The organism is Candidatus Accumulibacter necessarius, from assembly GCF_036625085.1.
Window position 1 is genome coordinate 1 of sequence record NZ_JAZKUM010000020.1, and the last position, 22,921, is coordinate 22,921.

Below are 22,921 nucleotides of genomic sequence, written 5' to 3' on the forward strand. Positions count from 1 at the left end.
CATGTGTCGTTTCGCTGCCAATCTCTCCATGATGTATCCCGAGCATGCCTTCACCGATCGCTTTGCAGCGGCGGCGAAGGATGGCTTCAAAGCCGTGGAATACCTGTTTCCGTACGAGTATGAAGGTTCACTCCTGCAGTCATTGCTTGCCGATAACGCGCTGACCCAGGCGCTGTTCAACGCTCCGCCAGGGGACTGGGCTGCCGGCGAGCGCGGTCTTGCTTCCTTGCCGGGGCGCCAAGACGAGTTCAAGCACTCGATCGACACCGCCCTGGAGTACGCCCGTCTGTTGGGCAACCGGAAACTGCACGTCATGGCCGGCCTGATCCGGCCGGATCAGGGGCGTGCCCGCCATCGCGCGGTGTACCTGGACAACCTGGCCTACGCCGCGCGTCTCGCTGCCGCCGACGGCATCACCATCGTCATCGAACCGATCAACACCCGCGACATCCCCGGTTTCTTCCTCAACCGACAGGATGAAGCGCAGGCGATCTGCGCCGAGGTGGCCACCGATAACCTGCAGGTGCAGTTCGATCTCTATCACTGCCAGATCGTCGAAGGAGATCTGGCCACCAGGCTGAAGCGCGACATGGTGCGGCCGCACGCCGGTATTGGCCATATCCAGATTGCCGGCGTACCCGACCGGAATGAGCCGGATGTCGGTGAGGTCAACTATCCCTATCTGTTCGACGTGATTGACAGCCTGGGGTATCAGGGCTGGATAGGCTGTGAATATCGTCCGCGTGCCGGCACCTCCGAAGGACTTGGGTGGCTCAGGCCCTGGCTGTAGTTTGCATAACCGCTATTCGCAGTAGCTCCCACTTGCGAATCTGGTCCTCATTCATACGCGGGGCGTCGGGGACCAGGCTGCTTACGTAGAAGCGGCGATCAACAGCGGTTTGTCCCTTGATCGTCCGCTCGATCGTCACCCTCGCGAACGACTTCAGGTCTGGCCAGCGCTCTGGAGCGCGCAGGTAGCCAAGCTGGTCGAAGACATGACACCGCCGGACTTCCAGGCGGCCATGATCCCTCTAGACGACTTCGTGAAACTGATGGGGCGTCTTGGCTGGTTCCAATTCGATGACGAGATCGGTCGGCTGCGCGAGGCGAACATTCTCTATCTCGTCGTCGCCAAGTTCTGCGACGTGGACCTGCACCCGAACACGGTGCCGAACGAGCAGATGGGGCTGATCTTCGAGAACCTCATCCGGCACTTCAACGAACTGACCAACCCGCTGCAAGATTTTCCCCTCCACGGAGGGCTTGCCGGTTAGTCGAAGTAGGTCCGTGCCGCATCGAAGCGCTGCGCGAAGTAGCGGGCATCGAGTTGATCAATGCGCACCCGGCCGCTGCTCGACGGGGCGTGAACGAATCGATCGTCACCTATGTAGACGCCGACGTGCGAATAAGCCGCGTTGCGGGTATTGAAGAACACCAGGTCGCCGGGACGCAGCCCCGTACGTTCGACCGGGCGGCCACGCCGGGCAATGTCGGCCGCGCTGCCGCTTACCCGGAGGCCCACCGCGCGGTTGTAGATATAGGAAACCATGCCACTGCAGTCGAGGCCCGCTTCAGGGTTCTTGCCGCCGAAGCGGTAACCCGTATCGATCAGACTGAGAGCAAACATCACCACGTCGTGGCCCTTGTAGCTGCTCGTCGGATGCCGGGTCGGCGGCTCGGGCAGTTTTTCCGGCAGCGGTGTCTTGCCGGCACAGGCGACCAGCAGCAGGGAAACGGCTCCCGCGAAGAGGATATGGACACGCATGGTGCACAGTATAAACTGCAGATTTTCAGATTTCGGGGAATTGCCATGCACCTCACCGACCCGCGCCTGCTGCGCTCGAACTGTTACCTAGACGGACGTTGGGAGGCTGCCGATGACGGCCGCACCCTGCTGGTCAGCAACCCGGCCGACGGCGAGATTATCGGCGAGGTCCCAATGATGGCGGCGGTCGAGACTCGGCGTGCGATCGCCGCTGCGGCGGGGGCGCTATCGGCCTGGCAGGCGAAGACGGCCAAGGAACGCGCTGCCGTCCTGCGACAGTGGCATGGGTTGATTCTTGCCAATGGCGAGGATCTGGCGCGGCTGATTACGGCTGAATGTGGCAAACCGATCGGCGAAGCACGCGGCGAGGTAGCCTACGGCGCATCATTCGTCGAGTGGTTTGCCGAGGAGGGCAAGCGCGCCTACGGCGAAAGCATTCCGAGCCCGACCGCCGATCGGCGTCTGCTGACCATCCGACAGCCGGTGGGGGTGTGTGCGGCGATCACGCCGTGGAATTTCCCGCTGGCGATGATCACCCGCAAGGTGGCACCGGCGCTTGCGGCTGGCTGTACGGTGGTGGTCAAGCCGGCCGAGCAGACGCCATTGACGGCTCTGGCACTGGCGCGCCTGGCGCACGATGCCGGTCTGGCGGCGGGGGTTCTCAACGTGCTGACCGGCGATCCGGTAGCTATCGGAGGCGCGCTGACCGCCAGCCCGGTGGTTCGCAAACTGTCGTTCACCGGGTCCACCGAGATTGGTCGTCTGCTCATGGCGCAGTGCGCACCGACGATCAAGAAGCTTTCGCTTGAGCTTGGCGGGAACGCGCCGTTCATCGTCTTCGACGATGCGGATATTGCGGCCGCAGTCGAAGGCGCCATCATCGCCAAGTATCGCAACACCGGACAGACCTGCGTCTGTGCCAACCGGCTGCTGGTTCAGGACCGAGTCTACGATCGCTTCGTCGAGCAATTGGCCAGGCGCGTAGAGTCGCTGAAGGTGGGGCCAGGGAACGACGAAGGCGTCGCTCAGGGGCCGCTGATCGACGCGGCGGCGCTGGCCAAGGTCGAAGCGCATATCGCCGACGCCGTTGCCGGGGGCGCGCGCGTGGTCACCGGTGGCCACCGGCACGAGCGCGGCGGCACGTTCTTCACGCCAACGGTTCTCGCTGACGTCAAGCCGGAGATGCTGCTGGCGCGCGAAGAGACTTTCGGGCCAGTGGCGCCGGTCTTCCGGTTTTCGAGCGAGGCAGAGGCCGTCGGGATGGCCAACGACACCGAGTTCGGTCTGGCAGCATACTTCTACAGCCGCGATATCGCGCGCTGCCTGCGCGTTGGTGAAGCACTCGAGTACGGCATGATCGGCGTTAACACCGGCCTGATCTCGAATGAAGTGGCCCCCTTCGGGGGTGTCAAGCAGTCGGGAATCGGCCGCGAGGGCTCCAGGCATGGGCTGGACGAGTATCTGGAAATCAAGTACCTGTGTTTCAGTACACTTTGATGGCGCGGGCACTCTAGATGAAGCTGATGGTCGTGTTGTTGTTCGTCGCCCTGATCGCCGCAGCGATCTACTGGTGGCGCTCGTTGCTCAGGCAGCGCTCCACGTTCATTGACGCTTATCCCTACGCGAAGTTTCTCGATCGACGTCTGGCGGCACGGCGGCCCGAACTGGACGAAGCGCAGCGGGTGTTGGTCTTTGACGGCTTGCGCGAATACTTCCAGCTGTGCCGGGAGGCCAGGAATCGGCTGGTGGCTATGCCATCACAGGTGGTCGATGACGCCTGGCACGAGTTCATTCTGTTTACCCGCCAGTATCAGCAATTCTGCGAGCGTGGGCTGGGGCGCTTTCTGCACCACACGCCGGCTGAAGCGATGCGTGCGCCGACCGACGCGCAGGATGGAATCAAGCGCGCTTGGCGGCTTGCGTGCAGACGCGATGGGATCGATCCGAAAGCGCCGCAGTCGCTGCCGATGCTTTTTGCGCTTGATGGCCTGCTCGGGATCACCGGGGGTTTTGTCTATCAGCTCGACTGCCTGGCCGCAACCCGCGACGGCACGGGTTATTGCGCCGGCCACATCAGTTGCGGGGGTGGCTGTGGCGGGAGCAGCGGCTGTGGCGGAGACAGCGACGGCGGCGGGTCAGGCGGCGACGGTTGTGGCGGGGGAGGGTGCGGCGGCGGTGGCGGTGACTGAAGCAGCGGCGTGCAGACCGCGTCTGTGAGCCGCAATGTTTGTCCTTTCAAGGGCTTAAAGGCATCCGCCGGTGACCGACAACTGTTCTTTGATACAGGCCGGGGCCGATCGCCTGCCACTGGTGCAAACCCGTATGTTGGTCAGCGCACAGAGCCTGCCAGCGCTTTTCATTAGCCTTGGTACTTGGCCACGACGAAATGATTCGTGGGCTTCAGAGCACGAGCCGAGTCCGGCTTGTGTATCAGCGGTACCAACCAAGCTAGGAGTTCATCATGAACAAGGATCAAGTCAAGGGCGCAGCAAAAGACCTCGGTGGGACGATTCAGGAACAGGTCGGCAAGTTGACCGGTAGCACGGAGCAGCAGGCAAAGGGTGTCAAAAATCAGGTTGAAGGCAAGCTGCAACAACATCTCGGCGACCTGAAAGAGAACGCCAGTGACGCTCGGGACGCCGTCAAGAAAGCCGTGAACCCGTAGGACAACGCGGTCTCGACTGCAAGCGCTGGCTGCCGATGGTTTGCCGGCAACTTGGCATGTTGCCGAGTTGCCGGCAAATGTTAACAAGGCTATGGTACCCATTGCCTGCGGGATGACAAGGAACAGTCAGCTGATGTAATGTGCGCTTTTGGTTCCGACCGAGAGGTTTCCCCACCATGAGCGCTCTGGACCAGGTCATCGCGGAAGTCGGGCGCGGTGAGGTCGCTTTCCCCACCCACGCCGATGTCGCCTTCCGGGTGCGTCTTGCCCTTGATGATCCGGATTTGCATCTGGGCCAGGTCGCGCAGCTTGTCCTGGCGGAACCTCTGTTGGCCGCACGGGTGGTGGCGTTAGCTAATTCGGTGGCGTTCAACCGCTGGGGGCAGCATGTAGCCGACGTGCAAAGTGCCGTAACCCGGCTGGGAACCCGCTTCGTGCGCACCCTGGCCACGGCGGTTGTGATGCGTCAGATGACCAGCGGCTTGCGCTCGCCGGACTGCCGCGCACTTTCGGAGCGGCTCTGGGAGCACACCGCACATGTGGCCGCGCTGGCCCATGTGCTGGCGCGGCGCTTTCTGCGCCCTTTGGCTGATGTGGCGCTGTTTGCCGGGATGGTCCACGAGGTGGGGGGCTTTTTTCTGATCTCACGCACCGAACTGCATCCCGACCTATTCGTGGCTGGCAGCATACTGTCGCCGGAAGTCGACAGGTTGATCGGCCAGGCTGTGCTGAAAGCGCTGGCTGTACCGCAAGAAGTGGTCGAAGCGGTGGAAATGCTCTGGGAGCCGAGGTCAGGCAGTTTTCCACCCGTTGACCTGAGTGATGTCCTTTCATTGGCGCACCGCCTGACACCGATCCCTTCGCCGCTGCACAGTCCGGACGCTGAGGACGTGGCGGGAGACGTCCAGGCGGCACCCCTTCTGGCCGAGATACTCGAAAAATCTGGCGAGGAGATGGAGTCGCTGACAGCCCTGAAGCATGACCATCGAAACGCAGTCGTAGCCAGGTTTGGCGGCAACCGCAAAATAAGACTTTCGCAAAGGGGGGCTAGACAATATCTGAGGCCTTTGGCAGAATAGTCTTGAGCTAACGGCTCTGCGTTTCTGGTGAAGGTTCTGCGATGGACGTGATGACATCGAGCGATTGGGTGCACTGCGGTCGGGAGTTCAGTGCGCAGGAGGTAGCCGAGGTCTGCGCAACGGTGGCGTGGCTGCCTGGCTTGGCACGCAGGGAACTGGCGGCGACGCTGTGCGAACACCTGGGCTGGGTGACGCTGACGGGGACGGCGAAGATCGACGCCTGCCTGGAGTTCCTGAAGCGTTTGCAGGCGGCCGGCTTGCTTGTCCTGCCCACACCGAGACCCTCGCCGCGACGCCGTTCGATGCCACCCCGTGCCGTCGTCGAGCCGTTGGTCGAAGAGTCACCGGTGGACTGTACGCTGTCGGCCCTTGCCCCGGTCCGCCTGGAAGTGATCCGCGACACCGCCTTGGCGACGCACTGGGATGATCTGATGGCGCGCTGGCACCCGCTGGGTTTCCAGGGCGCCTTCGGCTATCGGCTGCGCTACTTCATCACGGCGGGTGAGTTGCGGCTCGGTTGCGTCCTGTTGTCCGGCGCGGCGCGGGCGGTGGCCGTGCGCGACGCCTGGATCGGCTGGACGGCTCAGGCCCGGCGCCAGAACCTGCCACGGGTGCTCAACAACAGCCGCTTCCTGATCTTCCCGCACGTCCGGGTGCCGCATCTGGCCAGTCAGGTGCTCGGGCAACTCGCGCGTCGTGCCCGTGCGGACTGGCTCGAACATTGGGGCTTCGAGCCGCTGCTGCTGGAAAGCTTCGTCGACCCGCGACACCATGCCGGCACCTGCTACCGGGCTGCCGGTTGGCAATGGCTCGGAGAGACCAGTGGACGCGGGCTGGCCCGTCCGGGCCGGTCCTATCACAGCACGCCCCGCCAAGTGTGGGTCAAGCCGCTTGGCAGCGATGGTCGCGACCGGTTGTGCGGCGTAACCGGGATCTCCCGGCCATGAGCAAACCCTGCCGTCGTCCGACGCGTGCCGGCCTCCGGGAGGAACGCGGCAACAAGAGACGGCAGGAGAAGGCCTTGAACGCGAAACGGTGCGCGATGGGACAAAGGCCCCCCGCTCCCGCGCCTTTGCCCAACCGATGCTCGACCTTCGCGACCCTCGCCGAAGAAAGGGAAGCCCGCGAGGACGCCGTGAGCAAACAGACGCGCCTCCTGCGCAAAGAGCTGCCGGCCTTGCTCGGTCAGCTGGAACAAATTCCCGACCCGAGAGACCCCAGGAAGCGCCAGCACAAGCTGACCGTGCTCTTGCTCTGGGGTCTGCTGATGTTCGTCTTTCAGTTCGCCTCCCGGCGCGAGAGCAACCGCGAAATGACCCGTCCGCAGTTCCTGGCCAACCTGCACCTGCTGTTCCCGGAGATCGAGACCCTGCCACACGCCGACACCCTCTATCGGCTGCTGCGCGACATCGACCTGACCCATCTCGAACAGGCGCACGTCGACCTGGTGCGACGCCTGATCCGCGGCAAGAGTGTCCGACGCTATTTGATCAACCACTGCCATCCGATTGCCATCGATGGCTCGCAGAAGCTCGCCGGCGACACCCTCTGGGCGGAGGAACTCCTGCAGCGCAGCGTCGGCAAAGACGAAACCCGCCAGACCCAGTACTTCGTCTATGTGCTCGAGGCCAGCCTCGCCTTCCACAACGGTCTGGTCATCCCGTTGCTCAGCGAGTTCCTCGAACACGCACTCGGCGATACCGAAGCGCAAAAGCAGGATTGCGAATTGCGCGCCTTTGCGCGCTTGAGCGACCGGCTCAAGACGCGGTTTCCCCGCCTGCCGATCCTGCTTCTGCTCGACGGCCTCTACGCCAACGGTCCGGTGATGCAGCGCTGCTGGCGCGCCCACTGGCAGTTCATGATCGTGCTCAAGAACCAGGACCTGCCCTCGGTCTGGCAGGAGTTCCACGCGCTCCAGGCTCTGAAGCCACAGGCCTTGCAGCGGAACTGGGGAAGACGCCGACAACACTTCACTTGGGTCAACGACATCGACTATGCCTTCGGTTCGAACCGGCGTCAGCATCTCAAGCTGCACGTGGTGGTCTGTGAGGAAAGCTGGGAGAGGGTCGATCAACAGGCTCAGATCGTGACCCAAACGGCGCGCCACGCCTGGCTCTCCAGCCAGCCGCTCAGCCGCGAGAATGTCCATGAGCGCTGCAATCTCGGCGCTCGCCACCGCTGGGGCATCGAAGCGGGCTTCCTCGTCGAAAAGCACCAGGGCTACCACTACGAGCATGCCTTTGCCCTCGACTGGAATGCCATGCGGGGCTACCACCTCCTGATGCGTCTGGCGCATGTCTTCAATACCCTGGCACGCTTCACGCGACAGCTGCGCGATCTGTTTCGTCAGTTCGGCGTGCGCGGGGCTATCCGCTTCATCCGCACCTCCTGCGCTGCCCCCTGGCTCGATTCCGCGCGGATGCGCGGGCTCCTCGCCGAACCCTTTCTGCTGCAACTCGAGTGATCTGCCCAGGACGGCCCCAGCATCCCCCCGTACGGCATCGTCCGTGCCGGGAAAGGCTCGTCCAGAGATCGTACCGGAGTTCCTGACACCTCTCGAAACCCTCTCCACGAACCCCACTCCACCCGCGTATCCCGCGCTCTCCTGCCGCCAGCCCCCCGCGATTTGACCGCTCCAGCGGCGAAAGCGGGGCTTCCAGCAAACGAACCCGATTGGGCAGGGTCATGCGTCAGGGCTGAGTCGCTGATAAGCGCCTTGCACTATTGAGACTATTGGTGTAGATTCTAAACAGCTAGTCTTACTGAAAAAGGCAAACCCGTCGAAAGGCGGGGACGCAAAGTCACCGGTCTACAGAAAACGGAGTTGTCGCCGCTTTCTAGGACGGCGGGACCGCCAGGCGAACAGATGCAGCATCAGGACCATGAACAGCGCTGCATCCTTGACCAGAAGCCCGTCGGTGCCCTGAGGGGCCAAACTGCCGCTCCGAGACAGTGACCTTGCGCCAACCCGCCACATTTAGCGGTTTGGCAGTGCGTGTTTTTTCAGCGCCAGCGGCAAGGAGAATCGGTGATGGCAGTCCCAGTTCCAGCAAATAACGTGATCAGGTTCCCTGAAGGGGTTCGTGGCGCGCTCGTTGATGTCGATCATCCCGGTGTCCTCACAGAGGCACGGGATCTCATGGGGTGCAAGCTCCGTGACGCCTTCAGGTCGGTGCTGCCCCGAGTCGAGGAGGAACTGCTCAGCAAAGGTGACGTCGCGTGCGGACGCGCGCAAAGGGTCCTGTTCTACCACACGGGAGAGGCGATTCACGCCAAAGCGCCGCAGCTCGAAGGCGCTTTGCTCGCCAAGTGGTCAGCACTCTTCACGCAGGCATGCCGTGCTTCGAACAAGGGCAGACGTGGTGCTGCCAGCAGCCCTCCACAAGAACTGCAATTGGTTGACTTTGGCGCCATGGACGAGGAACTGGTCGTCAAGGCCATCGCTGGCAGCCTTCGTAGTCAGTGTGACGAGGGGCTGTTTGCCATTGGGCGCCGGCTGGCGTTCTTGTCTGGAGAACCGGAAGGCAGCCTGCCCATAGAACACCTCATCGCCGAATCGCTGGGCGGTGCATTCGAGGATGCCGGGTTGGTCGGCAAGGCGAAGCTGGAAATCCTGCAACTCATGGAGCGCCACGCCGTCGATGTCTTTGGCCCGACCATTGACGATCTGAATGCTTTCTTGATTGGCCGTGGTGTGCTGCCACAGCTTTCCCGAACCTGCTCCCCGTCACCAAACCAACCGCGCAACGCGACTGACCCCGGCAAGCCTGCCGAATCTGCCGACCTCTTTGCTTTGCTGCAGGAACTCGTGCGCCCGCCGCAAGTCTCCGCAGGGACGGGCGGCGCAAGCGTCGGCTCTGGCGCTGGCTATGGCCCTTCCACCGGCGTGTCCATGGGCGGTGCGTCGCCCGCCGGCATGGCCGTTGCCATGGAGCAGGTCATGGCCTCTCTGGATACCCTGCAGAGGGCGGTGCCGGTGCAAACGGCCGCGGCATTGATGGACAACGTCTTGCGGCAGTTCCATAGCAGTGACGCAGGCCAGAACCTCGACTATCTGCATTCCGTCACCGTGGATATCGTTGCCACCCTCTTTGACTTCATCTTCGACGACGCTTCTGTCGCCGACCCGATCAAGGCCCTGGTTGCGCGCATGCAGATTCCGGTGCTGAAGGTCGCCATGTTGGACAAGACTTTCTTTTCGAGCAAGTCGCATCCGGCGCGGCGCCTGCTGGACGGGATTTCGCGAGCGGCGGTGCGTTGCGGCCCGCAAGCGGGTCACGATAATCCCTTGTACGCGCGGGTCGCGGAAATCGTCGAACGGCTGCAGAACGAGTTCAGTCAGGATACCGAATTGTTCGATACGCTGTGCATCGAACTGGAGGCATTCCTTGAAAGCCAGGAGGCTGCAGCCGATGCCCACGCCGTCAACGCGGCGCCACTGGTTGCCGAACAGGAGCGCTACGAACTCGCGGCTGCGGCAGCCGATCACGCCCTCGTCGGCTGGCTGGCGATGCCACTGCCATCGGCGGTGACTGATCTGCTGGACAACGAATGGCGCAAACTCCTCGTTCGGCACTCTATGGACGGTGACAATGCCGCCTGGGAGGCAGCCATGGACACGGTCAGTGAACTGGTGGCGAGCGTCGACATCCCGTCGGATGTGCCAAGCCGGAAGCGGCTGGCGGCCCGCTTGCCGACCCTGGTTCGCCGCATCTGCAACGGGCTTGGCCGCCTGGAGATGGCAGATGATCGCCGCCTGGCCCTGATCGATGCGCTCTTCAGTGTGCATGCCGCGGTCCTGCGGGGTACGGCACCGCCAATCGTCACTCCACGGCCGGTGTTGCCGGTGGCAGAGCCCGTGCCGGTCAGCCTTGCCCGCGAGCAGGTCGTGCGCGGCGAAACGCAGATCGAACGAATTTCACTGGCCGGGGCCAATGAACTACCCCCTTCGCGAGACAGGGCAGACGTACTGTCGCTGGTGGGAAGCCTGCAGCGTGGCGATTGGGTCGAATTTGCGAATCCGGAATCCGGACCCTTGCGTTATCGCCTATCGTGGATTAGCCCGCAGCGAGGCATTCTGCTATTCACTACCTCGCAGTCGCCGCGTGCGATATCGGTGACCCCGAATGCCCTGGCGCTCCAGATCGAGCGCGGTGAAGCGATCCTCATGCCGCCGGAACCGATGTTCGATCGCGCCGTTAACCGCGCACTGCAAAAACTGAAGGCTGCGTAACTCTGGTCACGACTGGAGCCCGGAAGTGTTGTCGCCGGTGAGTCAACGCTGCGCAGCTTCAGCGGCCGCAACACGCTGACGCCCTTACCTTCGCCAAAGCGTTCGAGCGTGCGCCTCGACTACGATGCACAGTTCGAACTGGCAGCGCCACTGCCGCCAGTGGGGAGGCGACTTTTTGGCGTCAGCGCGATCCGGCGCACGATGCGCGAGCAGTTCGAGGCGATGCTGCGCGAGATCGCACGACGTCAGGCGTGGCTCGCGGCCGGGGAGGATGCCGGATGAGACTTTCACTGGGCCTGGTGGTGGCATGCTGCGTGTTGCCCGGTTGCGCCAGCGTCGACCCCTATGCGCACGCTCCGGTCACCCAGACGCTGCAGCGTGAAGACGCGCTGGGCGAATGTGCTCGGCGGTTTCAGGCCAGTGACGCATTGATCGATGCGATCGGCACGCGTGATGCGCAGGAGCCACGTGTGCCGGGGTTTCCCTACTTGCGGGTTGATCGCGTTCTGGCGAGGCTGGCTCCGACCGCAGCTGGCGAAGTCGAGCAGACGTTGGCGTGGAGGGAAGCGCTGGCGGCGCTGGATGATGCCGCGCGTCGCTTTGAACTGGGTAACGCGGGTGTCGACGGTGCGCTGGCAACTGCACTGACCACCTGTCGGCAGCAACTGGCGTTAGCCGATCGCCACGATCTACCCATGCTGATCGACGCTGCCAGGGTGCCCGACGACTACTCGAACAGCATGCGTGCGCTCGGCCTGTATCCGCTGACGCGGCATGCCTTCGCTGCCGGAATACGGAACTGGCAGCGCGACACGCTGGCGGATTTCGCCACGCACGCCGTCACCGACCCGGTCGCGCATCGTCGTCTCCGCTACATCCCGGCAGAATCGCCGGACGGCGTGCCGATGCTCAATGAACCCGCAGCACCGGGGCTGCCCCTGATGTCGCCTTCTGAATTGGCGCGCCTGATTGTACGCCATGCGCCCCGATTCGAGATTGAAACCGCCAGCGACGACGATCGCCCTGGGGCCGTCGCCTGGCAGAGCGACCAGGCAGGACATCTACAGATCGGCATTGCCCGCGAGCAACCCGTTCTGTACGTCCGCAGCAGCCATGCGCAACTGGACGGCCACTGGCTGCTGCAACTGATATACACTGTCTGGCTACCGGCGCGCCCAGCGCTCGGAGCCTACGATGTGCTCGCCGGCCGTCTCGACGGCGTCGTTTGGCGGGTCACCCTGGCCGAGAACGGAAGTCCCCTGATCTACGACACCATCCATCCCTGCGGTTGCTACCACCTGTTCATTCCCACCGAGCACGTGCGCGCGCGGCCGCAACCCGAGACCATCGAGGAAGGGCTCTTCATTCCACAAGCCTTGCGTGCGCCGGCACCACACCAGCGTGTGGTGCTCAAACTGGCGGCGTTTACGCACTATCTGCAGCGGGCCGGGATCGAGTTTGCGCGTCGCGATGACGGGGTCGTCCTGGCCCTGCGCGATGAGCACCAGCTACGTGCGCTGCCGCTGCCGGGCGGCGGAACACGCAGCGCGTTCATGCCTGACGGTCTGGTCGCCGGCAGCGAGCGGCTGGAGCGGTTTTTCTTCTGGCCAATGGGGATACGCAGCGCGGGCCAGATGCGGCAATGGGGGCGACAGGCGACGGCTTTTGTCGGGCGGCGCCATTTTGACGATCCAGCCTTGCTGGACCGCTATTTCGAGCGTTTGCCGTGAGCCGCGATCAGGCCGGTGCGTGTCGGGTGCGGCGATGAGGCTCAGGGTCGCGACTTATAACATTCACAAGGGCGTCACCGGTATCCGGGGACGGCCGCGTATTCACGATGTCCGCCTGGCGCTGGATGCGATCGACGCCGACATCGTCTTCCTGCAGGAAGTGCAGGACCGCAACGAGCGGCTGGCATCGCAGCCCGGCTACCCGATATCCGGTACGCAACTGGACTTCCTTGCCACGGGTGCCTACGCGCACCGCGCCTACGGCATGAACGCCGTCTATCCGCATGGACACCATGGCAACGCGATTCTCTCGCGCCACCGCATTGTGGACTTCACGAATCACGACATCTCCGACCATCTGCTGGAAAAGCGGGGTCTGCTGCACGCGGTGACGCGCTTCGGCCGTGGCAAGGGCCGGGACGTGCACCTGATTTGCGTGCATCTCGGCCTGATCAAGCGCAGTCGCCTTCGTCAGGCCATTTTTCTTGCCGACTTCGTACAGCGCGAAGTGCCGGCCAAGTCTCCTCTGATCATTGCCGGCGACTTCAACGACTGGCAGCAACGAGTCGACGGTCTGCTGCGCGACCGGCTCGGCGTCGATGAAGTCGCCGTGGCCGCCACGTCGGCGACGCCCGACCGCGGGGTCCTCGACTGGCTGCTGCCGTGGCGCACCGTCAGCGATACGCAGGCCGGAGTGGCGCGTACCTTCCCGAGTTTTGCCCCGTGGCTGACGCTCGACCGCATCTATGTGCGCGGTTTTCGGGTGCTCGACATGCACGTTCCGAAAGGCCTTGCCTGGGCTCGCTGTTCGGACCACGCTCCGCTGATTGCCGAGCTCGAACTATGACTCGTGTGCTGTTCGTGAGGCCTGGATTGACCACCGAAATACCTTGCGAGGGAGACAGATGACTACCCAGTTCGAGCATCAGCCCATCGGCCGCCAACTCACCCTGCTGATGGTGGGCGCGCTGGTCGTGATCTTCGCGGTGCTGGTCTGGATCGTCCAGCATTTTTCGAGCAAGGCTCTGGTGGCGGAAACCGAGCACAGCCTTGAACAGGAAAGCAAGATCATGGTCGGCATGCTCGACTCCCTGTTCGAGGGTGTCAAGGCACGTGGCGAGCGCCAGTCGAGCTTCTTTGTCAAGTACGCGGGTGGAGAGCCGCTTCCTGGACAAGGCACGATGCGCACTGGGGAAGTCGATCTGCCGGTGGTCAGGATCGGCGATGAGATAGTTAACGGCAATGATCGCCTCCTGGAAGGCAGCAAACGTTTACGGAACGTGGTGATTGGCGCCGGCAGCGGTGCCGCCATCTTGCTGGCCGCACTGATTCTGCTGCTCGTTCGTCAGCGACTGGCCGGTCTGGCTACCCTTGCCGAAGCTGTCGATCGCCTCGGCAAGGGCGACCTGCGCGCCGCTGCTCAGCATGCCGCTCCGGGTAGCCGGAACGAGGTCCACCAGATTGGTAGCGCTTTCAACGCCATGGTGGACAGCATGCGCACTCTGGTCAACGGCGTTGCGAGCACGTCGCGGGAACTGGGCAACTCGGCTGACGAGTTGTCAAGCACGGCCAGTACGGCGATGCAGGGGGCGGCGCAGCAATCCGAGTCGGCGGCGGCGATTGCAGCCTCGGTCGAGGAAATGTCGGTGAGCATCACCGAAGTGGCGGAAAACGCCAGACAGGCCACGCGCATTTCGGAGGAAGCCAAGTCGCTGACCGAATCGGGGCGTGGCGTCGTTGATACGGCGGTCAGAGACCTGGAAGAGGTCGCTGACGACATCAAGGAGTCGGCGGCTCTGATCCAGTCCCTCGGTGAGCGCTCGCAGCAGATTTCCAGCGTCGTTGGCGTGATCCGGGAGATTGCCGAGCAGACCAACCTGCTGGCGCTCAACGCGGCGATAGAGGCGGCACGTGCAGGCGAGCAGGGGCGAGGTTTCGCGGTCGTGGCGGACGAGGTTCGCAAGTTGGCCGAGCGGACGGCCCTGTCGACCCGCGAAATCGCCACCAAGGTACAGTCGATCATCGATGAGACGGCGCATGCTGTCGCGCGCATACAGACGCTGCGTACACGCATGACCGGCAGCGTAGACCTCGCACGCGAGGCGGGCCAAGCCTTGGCCGAGATCGACGTGTCTGCCCGGCAGGCGGTGGCGACTGTCCAGAGCATCGCCGCGAGTACCCACCAGCAGAGCGGCACCAGCCAGGAGATCGCGCGCCTGGTCGAGCGCATTGCCCGGATGGCCGACGGCAGCAGCGGGCGCGCGACACAGAACAGCGAACGGGCGGGCAGGCTGCAGCGTCTGGCGGCGGCGCTGCAGGCGCAACTCGCACGCTTCACCACCTGAAGCCGGGTGATCACGGTGTTCGCTGACTAGATTGCCCGGGCAATGGCCCCTTGTCCTGCGAAAAGTTAGGGCGTAGCATGGTTTAGGGCCGTCGCAGTAGCTGTTGGCGATGTTCGAAACCGTTTGGCGATGATGGGAGCGTGTGATGACTATTTTGAAGGAAGGGATGTCCGGCCCTGAAGTGGAGCGCCTTCAGGATGCACTGAAGCGACACGGTTTCGATCCAGGGCGTGTCGATGGGCAATTCGGCCCCGGGACCGAAGCCGCCATTCTTGCTTTTCAGAAAAGCGAGGGCTTGCGGGCGGATGGCGTCGCCGGGCCGAAGACACAGCAGGCCTTGGGCCTGGAGGTCGCCGCGGGTGAAACCGATGCGCCTTTCGATCTGTCGGAAATCACGGTCGGCAAAGTCTCGAAGATGTTCCCGTTGACGCCTCTGGACCATATCAAAGTCAATTTGCCGCATGTCCTGAAGGCGCTTGACGAGGTCGGACTGGCCGACAAGGACATGGTCTTGATGGCGCTGGCGACCATTCGCGCCGAGACTGCCAGTTTTCAACCGATCAGCGAATTCAGATCGAAATTCAACACCTCGCCAGGCGGGCATCCTTTCAATCTCTACGATTCCCGCAAGGATCTGGGTAACCGAGGTGCACCGGACGGTGACAGCTACAAGGGTCGAGGCTTCATCCAGCTGACCGGGCGGGCAAACTATCAGACGCACGGCGCAGCGATAGGAATTGGCGATCAACTGGTCAGCCATCCGGAGTTGGCCAATGACCCGGCGATTGCCGCGAGACTCCTCGCGAGCTTCCTGAAGAGCAAGGAAAGCCGCATCAGGGCAGCACTGCATGAAGGCGATCTGGCACAAGCCCGGAGGCTGGTCAATGGCGGGAGTCATGGCTTGGCGGAATTCAGCGCTGCGTTCAAGATTGGCGATGCGCTTTTCTAGGGCGCCGTTGTCCGTGCCATGACGATGGCTCGAGCCATTCTCTACGCCGCGACGTGTTGGCCGGCAATCGCGCTGGGGGTGGGCAGCCACTGTTCATCGCACGAGGCCAGGATCTTTTCCTGTGACACGGGGAAAGGCGTGGTTTCGGTCTGTGCTTCGCAAGACCTGTCGGCCCGTAGCGGCTACCTGCAATATCGCTTTGGGCCGCTCGGCCAACCCAGCCTGATGTTTCCGGAGATCACCGCCCGCCCTGAAACGGATGTCCGGGTGCGGACGCTGACGTTTGCCGGTGGGGGCGGGGCGTATGTTCGGTTCCGGCGTAGCCAGTACGCCTACGTGGTGTACGATGCCTTGATCAAGGGCAGCGGCGAGAGGTCCGGTGTTGCCGTGATACACGCCGGCAAGACCATCGCCAACCTGTCCTGCAGGAATCCCGCCGCCTCCTCCCTTGGCCCCGACTTCTTTGCGGCGGCCGGATTGGTAACCGATGCCGACGATTTCGAGATCCCGTAACCGTTTGGCGTCGCCGCGGGCGTTCGAGCGGACGCCGAGTTGCAGGTTTGCCATCGCTCCGGAAAGGCGAAACATTGACCGCTGTCCAGATCAGTCCGTCCCTGGGAGCAGCCAGTGGTCAACTACTGCAAGCAGCACATCGACCGTAAACGGCTTGGCAATGAAGTCGTTCATGCCGGCGGCCAGGCAGAGACCCTTGACGTCGGTGCTTACGTTGCCGGTCAGTGCCAGGACCGGCACCTGCGCGTTGATCGGCAAACGGCGAATCCTGCGTGTCGCTTCCAGCCCGTCCATTCTGGGCATCTGCAGATCCATCAGGATCAGGTCGTAAGACAAGCTGCCCGCCAGTTCGACCGCTTCCTCACCATTGGCCGCGCAGTCGGCCTTCATACCGATGGTTTCGAGGATCGCCAGAATGACTTCCCGGTTGATACGCTCGTCGTCGACGAGCAGGATGCGTTTCTCTTGGCGCATGCGCTCCTCCACTGCCTCTACCGTCACGGCTGGCACTGTATCGCTGTTCCCGGCCAGATCGGCACTGGTTTCGATCAGCCGGCGCAGCCGTGCCGTAAACCAGAAGGTACTGCCAGTACCTTCGCAGCTCTCGACACCGGCGCGGCCGTCCATCATCTGCGCGATCTGCTTGACGATGGCCAGCCCCAGGCCGGTGCCGCCGTATTCTCTGGTCATCGAGTTGTCGGCCTGTTCGAAACTCTGGAAAAGCCGCCCAATGGTGTCGGCGGCGATGCCAATGCCTGTGTCCTGAACCTCGAAGCGCAGCAGGAGGTGGTCGCCGCTGGATTCCTGGCAGCGGACGCGGACGGTGACGCTGCCTCGCTCGGTGAACCGGATGGCGTTGCTGACGTAGTTGAGCAAGGCCTGCCGGATGCGTATCGGGTCGCCGCGTAGCTGGCCCGGGATGCTCTCGCAGTCGGTGAGCAGGGCGATCTGCTTCTGGCGGGCGCGATCAGTCGTGATTTCGACGACGCTGTCTACGATGCTCGCCACATCGCAAGCCGCTTCTTCGAGAACCAGCTTGCCGGCTTCGATTTTGGACAGGTCAAGCACGTCGTCGATGATGCCCAGCAGATGCCTGGCGGCGTGGTTCATTTTCTTCAGGCGCTCGGCCTGCCTGGTCGTGACGCCGTCCAGGTTCAGCAGTTCGGCGAGGCCAAGGATGGCGGTCATCGGCGTACGGATCTCGTGACTCATGTTGGCCAGGAAGAAACTCTTCGCCCGGTTGGCCGATTCGGCGATCTGCGTGGCGATGGCCAATTGCCGTGTACGTTCGTCGACACGTGCCTCCAGGGTTTCGTTCATCTCCCGTAGCGCTTCTGCAGCACGTTTGGTTTCGGTAATGTCGCGTACGGTGGCAATGACGCCAATGATCTGCCCATGGGTGTCGTGCAGCGGTGCTGCGCACCCGGACACCCAGCCCGTGCGACCTGTCTGGCTGACCGCAAACGGGAACTCGGTGCTACCCGGCAGTTTGCCCGTGAGCGCTTTTTCGAGGCGAGCGATCGAGCCGGTTTCGCGCAGGAACGGGAAGAGTTCGAGGGGATGCGAACCAATCACCTGTTGCGCCGGTAAGCCCGTGAGGTTTTCCAGATAGGGATTCCAGACCTGGCAGCGCAGGCCGTGGTCATACACCACGATGCCTTCCTGAGCCCCGGCAATGATCTGCTTGTTGAACTCGATCGCTTCGAGCAAGGCCTGCTCGGCAAGCTTCTCGCTGGTAACATCGAGGTGGGTACCGAACATGTGCAGCGGCTTTCCTTCGGCGGTCCAGTCCATGACCTTGCCGCGATCGCGGACCCACACCCAGTGGCCGTGTTTGTGACGCATTCGGCATTCGCTGTCGTAGTGAGTCAGTGCGCCGGCAAAATGCCGTTCGGCGAGGTCGTTGGATCTTTCCAGATCGTCCGGATGGGCGAAGCGTCTCCAAGTGGAAATGCTGACCGGCGAGATTTCGGCCAGCGTATAGCCGATGATTCCCGCCCAACGTTCGTTGACGGTGGCTTCACCGGTTTGCACGTTCCATTCCCAGGTGCCAACGTTGGTGCCTTCGATGATGTTGGCGAGGCGCTGGCTCTCCGAACGCAGCGAGTTGGCCAGGCGCCGGCTGCGGGTGACGTCTTCATGGGTGACCACGACGCCACCGCAATCTCCCTGCAGAGGCTGGACTTTCATCCGGAACCAGATCTCCTCGTCGGGCGAATGGCAGGTGTACTCCATCTCGAAAAGCGGCAAGTGTCCCGCGAGCACCGCTTCGATGCCCTGCCACGCCGCCAGTGCTTCCACCGCGCTTGGCCCGGTGGCGGACAGACAGGCTTGGCGGTAATCGATACCGGTTGGGTGCGCGGCCAAGGTGGTGCCGCCGTTGTCTGCCGCGAACTGCCTCCACGCCCGGTTGACCGCGGTGATTTTCCCCTCACGGTCGAGAACCGCAACGTGTGCGCTTAGCGAATCGATCACCGCGACATTGAATGCCTGGCCTTTCTGCAAGGCCTCCTGGGCTTGCTGACGCTCGGTGATGTCGCGCAGCGCGACCGTGAATAGCCGCTGCCCGCGCACTTGCACCTGGGAAATCGACGCTTCGATCGGGAACTCCTCTCCCCCGGCTCGCACCCCGCAAACCTGGCGGGTCTTCCCCATCGGGCGTGATACAACAGGTGTCGATGCGAAGTCCACAACCTGTCGCCGATGTATTGTGCGGAAGCGCTCCGGAATGAATCGGTCCAGAGATTTTCCGAGAGTTTCCGCGGCCGCACACTGGAACATCTTTTCGGCGGCGGCGTTGAACAACACGATCTGGTACGCTTCGTCTACCGTCACAATCGCATCGAGGGCGGCGTCGACGATGCCGCTCAGGCGCTCCTGGCTTTCCCGGATCTGGCAGTCGGCTTGTTTGGCGGCGGCGATGTCCCAGGCGAGATCGGCAAGCTGGCTGACGGTCGTCAGGTCCTCGTCGCCGTAGGGTTCGGCCTTGTTGCCGACACCCAGGATGGCGACGATCAGTCCGTTGCGGAAGATCGGGACCACCAGTTCGCGCAGCAGCGTGGCGTGCCCCTGCGGCAAACCGCGCCTGTGGGGCAGCGCGGCATAGTCGTTGTGCATTACCGGGCAGCGCAGGCGGATGCATTCCACCCACACGCCGGCCTCGCCGACATCGTAATGCCGGCCCTGACCCTCGGCCCGGCAATAATCTCGGGACGTCTGCGTGGACCACGCCTGCAGCGTCAGCGTCTGCTGATCAGCTCCCAGAAAGTGGTAGAAGCCGAGGCTGCTGCCGGTCAGCGCGCACACTTCGTCGAGCGTGGCGACCAGCAATTCCTCCAGCGAGCAGGTCGTCGCGCGTTGCATCAGGCCCAGACGAGCCGACAGGATGCGTTCCTGAAGCCTGCTCGCGGAAATCTCGGCGATGCGATCGGCGGCTGGGCTGGCAATCGCCTGGTCCGCCGACCCGACCGTCGCCACCCGATGAGGGTGGGCGGCCTCAGCACCTCCGGTGATGTCCTGTATCGCACCGATCACCTGCCTCGCTGCGCAGTCGGCACGCGGCAGGAGCTGGGCGTGGGCGCGCACGACCCGTACCTCGCCACGGCGAATGATGCGGTGCTCGAGTGGCGACGGCGATTTGCCGGCCAGCGCGGCCTGCAAGGTTTCGCGAACGGCAGCGACGTCGTCGGGATGCATGACCTGCTCGAATTCGCTCATCGAGCGGGGTGGCACATGGCATCCGTGGATGTGAAGCCAGCCCGGCGAACAGCAGAAAGCATCGCTTTCGACGTCCCATTGCCAACTGCCGGTCCGCGTCAGCCGTTCGCCGGCTTCGAGCATGGCTCTGGTTGCTTCTGTTCGATAGTCAGGCTGGTTGCCGGTGGCGATTTCCGCGTCATTCATTGTTCGCTCCCTTGCCGGCGCAGCAGGTGTCAACGACCTGGTCCCGACCTGCGAACTATAAAGGGATTGTGCAGTGATGCCTATTACGGCGAATCGGGTTTTGCTTGACGCGGACGTCGATACCACTACACTCGCCGCCAGGGCTTTGCGGGCATATCGCCGGATGGACGAGAGTAATTCATGAAGCGAGAGACGGGATGAACCAGCGCCGTCGTTTCCTGTGGGCGGCCTGCGGCATCGGCGGCGCGGCCCTGGCGGGATTGGCGGCGCAGCGCTCGCGGGCGCTGTTCAACAATTGTCAGGCGCAACTGCCGTCAGATCCGGCGGTCGATCACCTGATCCGTTCGGCCTGGGCTGGGGTCGACTCCTCGCAGTTCCTGGATTGTCACGTGCATTTGGTGGGCACGGGTGATTCGGGCAGCGGCATTGAGGTGAATCCCGACATGGAGAGCCTTTTCCATCCGATGCAGTATGCGCAGCGTCTGTTCTATCTGAACGCCGGCTGTGTCCATGATGCACCGGGGCGGATCGACGACAGCTACGTCGAGCGCATGCAGAACCTCGTCGACGGCTTGCAACCGGGCGCCCGGTTGCTGCTCTTTGCCTTCGACCGATTCCACACCGCCGCCGGTCGACCAGACCCCGAACGCAGTTCCTTCTACACGCCGAACGCCTATGCCCAGGCCGTGGCTCGACGCCATCCCCGCTATTTCTGGTGGGCGGCGTCGATCCATCCCTATCGCGAGGATTGCGTCGAAGCCCTGGCCCTGGCCGTCGAGGGTGGTGCGCGGGCGGTAAAGTGGCTGCCGCCGGCGATGGGTATCGATCCCTCTTCAGCACGCTGCGATCGCTTCTACGCGGCCCTGGCCAGGCACGGGCTACCGCTGATCAGCCACGCCGGCGAGGAAAAAGCGGTGCATGGTGGTGATCAGGAGGATCTCGGCAATCCCCTGTTGCTGCGGCGGGCCCTCGAACACGGGCTGCGGGTGGTGGTTGCCCATTGTGCCTCGTTGGGCAGTGCCGTCGACCTGGATCGCGGGGCGAATGGCCCGCGCGTGGCCTGCTTCGATCTCTTCGCCCGCATGATGGGCGAAGCACGCTACGAAAAGCTGCTGTTCGCCGACATTTCGGCACTCACGCAGCGGAACCGCAGCGTCGAGATGTTGCGTGTGCTGATTGAACGCAGCGAATGGCATTCGCGCTTGCTCAACGGCTCCGACTATCCCTTGCCGGGCATCGTGCCCCTGATTCTGCCCGCGGACTTTGCCGCCCGCGGCATGCTGCCGCAATCGGCAGTCGCGGTGCTCGAAACCATTCGACAGCACAATCCCTTGCTCTTTGACTTCGTGCTCAAGCGACACCTTTCTTCGCGGGGGCTCCACTTTGCCCCCGCAATCTTCGAAACGCGTGCCTTTTTCGAAAGGGAGACGGCATGAGTCGGCAGTCAACCATGCCGCCATCGGCACGGCTGCGCAAGCAACACTCCACTGGATTCCCCCCGCTCCAGTCGCCGGCGCTGGTTTTCTCGGGTTGCGGTTACGGGGGTGATGCTCACGAGCTTTCGTTTGCCGGCACGACGCGGGGCGTACGCCGGTTCTTGCGCAGCGACAGCACGACCGCCGTGGTGACGATCAGAGCGATGACCGCCAGCGAGACCACGACCGGGATCTTGATGACATCGAGCAGCAGCATCTTGCTGCCGACGAAGACCAGGACCAGCGCCAGGCCGTATTTGAGCAGCGAGAAGCGGTCGGCCATGTCGGCGAGCAGGAAGTACATCGCCCGCAGGCCGAGAATGGCGAAGACGTTCGAGGTCAGTACGATGAAGGGGTCGGTGGTGATCGCGAAGATCGCCGGAATCGAGTCAACCGCAAAGATCAGGTCGGAAATCTCGACCAGGATCAGGACCAGGAACAGTGGTGTGGCGTAGCGAACCCATTTTCCGTTGGTCTGACGCATGACGAAGAAGCGCTCGCCTTCGAGCGCGCTGCTCAATCGCAGGTGGTTTCGGAGCCACCTGATCAGCGGGTTGTTGTCCAGATCGGGTTTTTCATCGGCTACCCACCACATCTTGATGCCGGTGACCAGCAGGAAGGCGCCAAACACGTAGAGGATCCAGTCGAATCTGGCGATCAGCCAGACGCCGGCGAAGATCATGATCGTGCGCAGGATGATCGCCCCGAGAACGCCGAAGATCAGCACGCGTTTCTGCAGTTCGAGCGGAACGGCAAAGAAGCTGAACAACATCAGCCAGACGAAGACATTGTCGATGGCCAGCGATTTCTCGATCAGGTAGCCGGCGACGAACTCGAGTGCCCTGGCATTGGCGACCTCGCGGCCGAAGGCGCCGTCGAGAGTCCACCACAGGCCGCCAGCGAAAGCAAACGAAACCCCGACCCAGATGGCGGACCAGGTGGCCGCTTCCCTGAGGCTGACGCGATGTTCCTTGCCGCCGCCGACCCACAGCAGGTCGATGGCCAGCATGACGAGGACGATGGCGAAGAAACTCGCCCACATCCCTGTGGTACCAATGGTTTCCATGAACAGATACTCCCGATCAGATCAAGTTTCCCGTTCTCCTCGTGCTGGTGGCACAAGAAAAAACGGCCCTTTGTCCAGCGAGGACTGAGGGCCATGATTCTGATTGCGGTGTTCCGACCAGGGGACCTTTTGCCATCGCGGCAAAGGTCTTGCTCATGGTTACCTGGCGATAACCACCCGGGCGCCGGGAACCTCGTG

General features: G+C 63.1%; 19 protein-coding genes and 1 riboswitch. Of the genes, 16 read left to right on the plus strand and 3 right to left on the minus strand.

The window, feature by feature from the left end; all coding sequences use genetic code 11:
* Window position 1 precedes the first annotated feature (1 nt).
* Window positions 2–790 carry a 2-oxo-tetronate isomerase gene (otnI, locus tag V5B44_RS26425; RefSeq protein ID WP_332336503.1) on the plus strand — a complete coding sequence of 263 codons (789 nt, stop codon included), beginning with the start codon at window positions 2–4 and terminating at the stop codon, window positions 788–790.
* 109 nt (window positions 791–899) lie between these two features.
* Window positions 900–1,274: a hypothetical protein gene (locus tag V5B44_RS26430; RefSeq protein ID WP_332362345.1), complete on the plus strand. Its 375-nt coding sequence runs from the start codon at window positions 900–902 to the stop codon at window positions 1,272–1,274.
* On the opposite strand, the gene V5B44_RS26435 is transcribed toward V5B44_RS26430, so the two are convergent.
* Window positions 1,271–1,765, minus strand: a complete 495-nt coding sequence (locus tag V5B44_RS26435; RefSeq protein ID WP_287651872.1) for a C40 family peptidase — start codon at window positions 1,763–1,765, stop codon at window positions 1,271–1,273. The genes V5B44_RS26430 and V5B44_RS26435 overlap by 4 nt on opposite strands.
* 45 nt (window positions 1,766–1,810) lie before the next feature.
* Here V5B44_RS26435 and V5B44_RS26440 point away from each other — a divergent pair, with 45 nt between their 5' ends.
* The 13 genes from V5B44_RS26440 to V5B44_RS26500 all read left to right on the plus strand — a co-directional run bounded on the left by V5B44_RS26440 (window position 1,811) and on the right by V5B44_RS26500 (window position 16,279).
* Window positions 1,811–3,262: an NAD-dependent succinate-semialdehyde dehydrogenase gene (locus V5B44_RS26440; RefSeq protein ID WP_332336501.1), complete on the plus strand. Its 1,452-nt coding sequence runs from the start codon at window positions 1,811–1,813 to the stop codon at window positions 3,260–3,262.
* A gap of 17 nt (window positions 3,263–3,279) precedes the next feature.
* The gene (locus tag V5B44_RS26445; protein ID WP_332336500.1) at window positions 3,280–3,954 is read left to right on the plus strand and encodes a glycine-rich domain-containing protein; all 675 of its coding nucleotides are present in this window, start codon (window positions 3,280–3,282) and stop codon (window positions 3,952–3,954) included.
* A 272-nt stretch (window positions 3,955–4,226) separates the two neighbouring features.
* On the plus strand, window positions 4,227–4,430 hold the full coding sequence (locus tag V5B44_RS26450; protein ID WP_287651869.1) for a CsbD family protein: 204 nt from the start codon (window positions 4,227–4,229) through the stop codon (window positions 4,428–4,430).
* Window positions 4,431–4,606: 176 nt separating this feature from the next.
* The gene (locus V5B44_RS26455) at window positions 4,607–5,509 is read left to right on the plus strand and encodes an HDOD domain-containing protein (protein WP_332362327.1); all 903 of its coding nucleotides are present in this window, start codon (window positions 4,607–4,609) and stop codon (window positions 5,507–5,509) included.
* A gap of 41 nt (window positions 5,510–5,550) precedes the next feature.
* On the plus strand, window positions 5,551–6,456 hold the full coding sequence (locus V5B44_RS26460; protein WP_332335353.1) for a DUF4338 domain-containing protein: 906 nt from the start codon (window positions 5,551–5,553) through the stop codon (window positions 6,454–6,456).
* A gap of 188 nt (window positions 6,457–6,644) precedes the next feature.
* On the plus strand, window positions 6,645–7,973 hold the full coding sequence (locus V5B44_RS26465; protein WP_332362329.1) for a transposase family protein: 1,329 nt from the start codon (window positions 6,645–6,647) through the stop codon (window positions 7,971–7,973).
* 296 nt (window positions 7,974–8,269) lie between these two features.
* Window positions 8,270–8,368, plus strand: a riboswitch (cyclic di-GMP riboswitch).
* Window positions 8,369–8,540: 172 nt separating this feature from the next.
* Window positions 8,541–10,742, plus strand: coding sequence for a DUF1631 family protein (locus tag V5B44_RS26470; RefSeq protein ID WP_332362331.1), 2,202 nt, complete (start codon window positions 8,541–8,543; stop codon window positions 10,740–10,742).
* Window positions 10,743–10,850: 108 nt separating this feature from the next.
* A complete protein-coding gene (locus tag V5B44_RS26475; RefSeq protein ID WP_332362333.1) occupies window positions 10,851–11,024 on the plus strand; it encodes a hypothetical protein in 174 nt (57 codons plus the stop codon).
* Window positions 11,021–12,472: a hypothetical protein gene (locus V5B44_RS26480; RefSeq protein WP_332362336.1), complete on the plus strand. Its 1,452-nt coding sequence runs from the start codon at window positions 11,021–11,023 to the stop codon at window positions 12,470–12,472. Before V5B44_RS26475 ends, V5B44_RS26480 begins: the two co-directional genes overlap by 4 nt.
* Window positions 12,473–12,506: 34 nt before the next feature.
* Window positions 12,507–13,319 (plus strand): endonuclease/exonuclease/phosphatase family protein, encoded by an 813-nt coding sequence (locus tag V5B44_RS26485; RefSeq protein WP_287651864.1) that lies wholly within the window; start codon window positions 12,507–12,509, stop codon window positions 13,317–13,319.
* Between the two features lie 58 nt (window positions 13,320–13,377).
* Complete coding sequence (locus V5B44_RS26490; RefSeq protein ID WP_332362338.1) at window positions 13,378–14,817, plus strand: methyl-accepting chemotaxis protein; 1,440 nt, start codon at window positions 13,378–13,380, stop codon at window positions 14,815–14,817.
* A 145-nt stretch (window positions 14,818–14,962) separates the two neighbouring features.
* Entirely contained in the window at window positions 14,963–15,766 is an 804-nt protein-coding gene (locus V5B44_RS26495; RefSeq protein ID WP_287651862.1) for a peptidoglycan-binding protein, read from the plus strand.
* Window positions 15,767–15,790: 24 nt separating this feature from the next.
* Entirely contained in the window at window positions 15,791–16,279 is a 489-nt protein-coding gene (locus tag V5B44_RS26500; protein WP_332336493.1) for a hypothetical protein, read from the plus strand.
* 90 nt (window positions 16,280–16,369) lie between these two features.
* On the opposite strand, the gene V5B44_RS26505 is transcribed toward V5B44_RS26500, so the two are convergent.
* On the minus strand, window positions 16,370–20,182 hold the full coding sequence (locus tag V5B44_RS26505; protein ID WP_332362341.1) for a PAS domain S-box protein: 3,813 nt from the start codon (window positions 20,180–20,182) through the stop codon (window positions 16,370–16,372).
* Window positions 20,183–20,379: 197 nt separating this feature from the next.
* On the opposite strand from V5B44_RS26505, the gene V5B44_RS26510 reads away from it, so the two are divergent.
* Window positions 20,380–21,618 (plus strand): amidohydrolase family protein, encoded by a 1,239-nt coding sequence (locus V5B44_RS26510; protein ID WP_332362343.1) that lies wholly within the window; start codon window positions 20,380–20,382, stop codon window positions 21,616–21,618.
* Window positions 21,619–21,733: 115 nt separating this feature from the next.
* Here the strand turns inward: V5B44_RS26510 and V5B44_RS26515 are convergent, their stop codons facing one another.
* Complete coding sequence (locus V5B44_RS26515) at window positions 21,734–22,723, minus strand: TerC family protein (protein WP_287651858.1); 990 nt, start codon at window positions 22,721–22,723, stop codon at window positions 21,734–21,736.
* Between the last annotated feature and the right edge of the window lie 198 nt (window positions 22,724–22,921).